This is a genomic window from Corynebacterium sp. HMSC075D04, assembly GCF_001815635.1.
In the GTDB taxonomy this organism is placed as follows: Bacteria; Actinomycetota; Actinomycetes; order Mycobacteriales; family Mycobacteriaceae; genus Corynebacterium; species Corynebacterium coyleae.
The window spans coordinates 1-3,185 of sequence record NZ_KV821323.1 but is presented as its reverse complement, the minus strand read 5'-3'; the positions used below and the strand labels follow the sequence as shown (position 1 = coordinate 3,185).

Sequence of the window (3,185 nt, the reverse complement as noted above, 5' to 3'; positions counted from 1 at the left end):
CACAAACCGCTACACCACTACACGGGACTTGACCCTTCACCGACACTCCTTTGCTGACTAGCTCGTCAACAATGGCGTACAGATCCGTCAGTGAACGCGCGCACCGATCCATCGACGTGACGACAAGCTGATCTCCTGCACGGACATATCGCATTGCTTCATCAAGTCCAGGGCGCTCACGCGATCCACCACTGGCCTTATCCGTGTAATAGGTGAAGACCTTCTCTGCCTTGAGTTGTTCAATCTGACGATCAAGGTTCTGATCTTTCGAACTCACCCGGGCATAGCCCACCTTTTGTCCTGAGATCGCCCCCAACTGTTCAGTGATCTCCAGAGGCAGTGACGGTTCTGTTCCGTTAGTCTTGGAACTAACCCTAGCGAACAGGAAGTTTTTTCATTCACAAATTGTTCGCTTGGGGTGTACCCCAGGTGCCCCTACCAGCGCCCGCAGTTGAAGGCTTCACCTACCAAATGGTAAAGTTAGCTATATGCGAACCAGTCAGCGCTCCGAGATCCTGGAAGCTGCCCTCCGCGTCATGAACGCAGCGGAGGGTGGCGACATTACCCTTGACGCAGTGGCCCACGAGGCCGGGCTCACCAAACCGGGATTGCTATATCACTTCCGCAACCGCGACGTACTGCTCGCCGCGATCGTCGACCACGCTGCGGCCAACGTCGAGAACGACATGACTGCCACCCTTGGCAAGCCCCTCGAGAACGCCAACGCCACCGAGCGGCTCCTGAGCTACGTTCACGTCGCCGCCCACGGGGCCGCCAAGCGCGCCGAGTTCATCATCTGGGGCCAAGCGACGTATCGGCCCGAACTCACCGAACCGTGGACTACGCGGATGGGCCGCTGGCTCGAACTCCCGGACGATCTCGACGCCGCCACCCGAGCCAGGCTGACCACCGCCCGACTCGCCGCCGACGGACTCTGGGGCGCCCAGGCCACAGGTGTGTCCACCCTCCACGGCGCGGATCTCGAAGCCGTCGTCTCCAGCATTCGCTCCCTGATCGAAGGAACAACCCCATGAAGCAGTGGTTCCTGCTCGCTGGCGCCATCACTACCGAAGTGGCGGCGACGCTGTCTCTCAAGGCGGCGCTCAATCACCCATCCTGGTACATCGTGGTTGCTGCCGGATACATCGGCACTTTCGTCTTCCTCACCTTCTGCCTGCGCGAAGGAATGCAGATCGGCGTCGCCTATGGCATCTGGGGAGCCAGCGGGGTCGTGCTCGCCGCCGTGCTATCCGCCGCGATTTTCGGTGAACCTCTGACCGCTGTGATGGGTCTTGGAATGGTTGCGATCATCAGCGGTGTCCTCACCGTCGAACTCGGCTCCCAGAAAGCTCAGCAAACCGCAGCCCAGGAAGCAGGAGTCAACTCATGAGATGGATCTTCCTCGCAGGCGCCATCTTGTCCGAAGTCGTCGCGACCATGTCGCTACGAGCCTCCGACGGTGGCCGGGTGAAGAAATGGTTCATCGGCGTCATCGCGGGGTATCTCGTGGCGTTCGTCGCCTTAAGTCTCGCCTTGGCCGACGGCATGGCCCTTGGCGTCGCCTACGGCATCTGGGCAGCATCCGGCGTAGCTCTCACCGCGATCCTCGCCCGGGTCATCTTCCACGAACCCCTCACCCGAACCATGGCCCTCGGCATCCTCCTCATCGCCGTCGGAGTTCTCACCGTTGAACTCGGCGCCAACTTGGCGAACTGACGCATTTCCGCAGGTAAACCAGGCAGATTGGTGTGCTGCACCACGAGGCGCACAGACAAAGGCTCCCCAATGAGCGCCTGTGGGCCTAGCGTTGTGGATGTGATCACCTGTGTCGTCCACTACACCATCGACCCCGACCAGATCGCAGCCTTTGAACAGTTCGCCCGCGCTTGGATGCGGCATGTCGACGAACACGGCGGCACCCACCACGGGTACTACCTACCCGCGGAAGGTGTGAGTGACCGTGCGGAATCCCTGTTCAGCTTCCCCAGCCTGGCTGCCTACGAGCAGTACCGCACCTTGTTCGGCACCCACCCGGACTTCATCGCCGCTGACCGGATTCGAGACGAGTCCGGGTGCGTCCTGCGGTACGAGCGCACCTTCATGCGGCCGCTCCTACCCCAGGGACACTGAAAGAGACTCCGGCAGCACGCTCGGCACAACCCACAACGCCGCAGGTCAGCGCGTACAGATGGGTGTACGCTATACACACATTAGGACCTTAAGGCATAGCTGCAGCTACTTTCGCCTTACTACCCATGAAGATAGTTGGAAGGAAGTTGAGTGATATTCATGACTGGTTCAAGTTATCGATCAAGAGTATTTGGATATAATTTTAGTCGGATCGTACTTATCTTCGCAGTACTCTTATTGTGTGTCTACTTCTTGACCAGAAGAGATCAAACCGCCTTTATCACATGCGGTCTTTTAGTGTCTCTGGCAATTTTCTTTAATGTCGGGGTGTTGCTGAATGATGAAATCCTTCGGATTTCAGTTCTTGGCATTCCAGTTAGCAACGTTCGTTTGGAATCTCTGAAGGGGGCGGAGATCCTTCCCTCGGGCCCCATACTCGAATCCCAAACGTTTGGGGTTCACTTCCTGGATGGCACTATTTCATTCCATGCCGGTTCTGCAAATATCCTCCTACACCGCAATATCGGAAGACCCATTCGCTTGACGGTTAAAGACCCAGAGGAATTTTTACACCTCCTAGCGGAGAACTCCGCTATTCGACCCGCTTCTCACAGTTAAGCCCCCGGTGCCGACACAACTGGCAACCAAAAGCATACCTCGAAGAGCTACTCACTCAAGCATCACCCGATCTGACGCGTCAGATGCTCGGTGATTTCATCAACCAAATTCTATCTTCCCAAGACGATACTGTCGGCAGCGCTGACTACGGCACCACCAGCGACAACCGCGTCAACCACCGCAACGGCTATCGCCACCGACTACTGGATACACGGGTCAGCACCGTCGATGTGGCTATCCCGAAACTACGCCACGGTTCCTTCTTGTCTGACTGGCTGTTAGAACGACGAACCCGTAGCGAACGTGCCATGTAGATAAGCCTCTGGGCACTAAAGTACCCAGAGTGAAGTGCCCCGGGTTTTGTTCCTAGGCGTTTGCCTTGATTTCTATTATTTCCTGGGGTGGGTTCTGCTTCCAAAATTCGGTTTCCACCTCGA

At 57.4% G+C, this 3,185-nt stretch carries 5 protein-coding genes and 1 pseudogene; 5 read left to right on the top strand and 1 reads right to left on the bottom strand.

Annotated elements, in window-relative coordinates:
- A partial coding sequence (locus tag HMPREF3048_RS11745; RefSeq protein WP_246818838.1) for a recombinase family protein occupies positions 1–277 on the bottom strand: 277 nt, incomplete at its 3' end.
- Between the two features lie 211 nt (positions 278–488).
- Between HMPREF3048_RS11745 and HMPREF3048_RS03835 the strand changes: the two genes are divergently transcribed.
- The 5 genes and pseudogenes from HMPREF3048_RS03835 to HMPREF3048_RS11740 form a co-directional block, all read left to right on the top strand.
- Positions 489–1,034 carry a TetR/AcrR family transcriptional regulator gene (locus HMPREF3048_RS03835; protein WP_034666346.1) on the top strand — a complete coding sequence of 182 codons (546 nt, stop codon included), beginning with the start codon at positions 489–491 and terminating at the stop codon, positions 1,032–1,034.
- Positions 1,031–1,390, top strand: a complete 360-nt coding sequence (locus HMPREF3048_RS03830) for a DMT family transporter (protein WP_048733039.1) — start codon at positions 1,031–1,033, stop codon at positions 1,388–1,390. The genes HMPREF3048_RS03835 and HMPREF3048_RS03830 overlap by 4 nt, the downstream gene beginning before the upstream one ends.
- On the top strand, positions 1,387–1,716 hold the full coding sequence (locus HMPREF3048_RS03825; protein ID WP_003849969.1) for a DMT family transporter: 330 nt from the start codon (positions 1,387–1,389) through the stop codon (positions 1,714–1,716). Before HMPREF3048_RS03830 ends, HMPREF3048_RS03825 begins: the two co-directional genes overlap by 4 nt.
- 99 nt (positions 1,717–1,815) lie before the next feature.
- The gene (locus HMPREF3048_RS03820) at positions 1,816–2,130 is read left to right on the top strand and encodes an NIPSNAP family protein (RefSeq protein WP_230208643.1); all 315 of its coding nucleotides are present in this window, start codon (positions 1,816–1,818) and stop codon (positions 2,128–2,130) included.
- 644 nt (positions 2,131–2,774) lie between these two features.
- A pseudogene (locus HMPREF3048_RS11740) lies at positions 2,775–3,059 on the top strand (transposase); the annotation flags it as partial.
- Between the last annotated feature and the right edge of the window lie 126 nt (positions 3,060–3,185).